Annotated in this window: 1 pseudogene; it reads right to left on the bottom strand. The window is 66.4% G+C overall.

Annotated elements, in window-relative coordinates:
• Positions 1 to 512, bottom strand: a pseudogene (locus BN1129_RS15070) (hypothetical protein); the annotation flags it as partial.

Below are 512 nucleotides of genomic sequence, written 5' to 3'. Positions count from 1 at the left end.
ACCAGGCGCCGAAGGCCTGATTCAGGGGGGCTATGCTGGCGGCGTTGGTGATGTAGAAGGGGTGCTGCGCCGTGCCCATGATGCCGTTCATCCAGTTCACCGCCCGCTTGTTCACGCTGAAGGCGCCCGGGGTGGCGATGGGGGTCAGACCGGCATCGGTCAGCTGCTGCCGGATGAGGGCATGGATCTTGTGCCAGCGCTCGGCCTGTTGTCGCAGGCTGGTGAGGGTCTCGGTGAGACCCTGGCGTTCGCTGTCGCTGAGGCTGCCGTCGCTGGCCAGCACCTGCTGGATCAGCGCCTCGCTGGCTGCTGGGTCGTTGAACAGGATGCGGCCATCGGCCAGCGGGCGCATGGCCATGTCGAGGTGAAAACCGGGTTGGGCCAGGATCACCAGGTCGCGCTCGGCCACCTTGAGCTCCTGCGCCATCAGGCGCTGGCTGATGGCCATCATGGCGAGAAAACGGCGGGTCTGCTCATCCAGCTCGGCGCCGGCCAACTCCTTGCGCTGGTAA

The organism is Aeromonas popoffii (assembly GCF_000820025.1).
Lineage (GTDB): Bacteria > Pseudomonadota > Gammaproteobacteria > Enterobacterales > Aeromonadaceae > Aeromonas > Aeromonas popoffii.
Note: the sequence above shows the minus strand (reverse complement) of the source record. Positions and strands in the feature narration are given on the sequence as shown.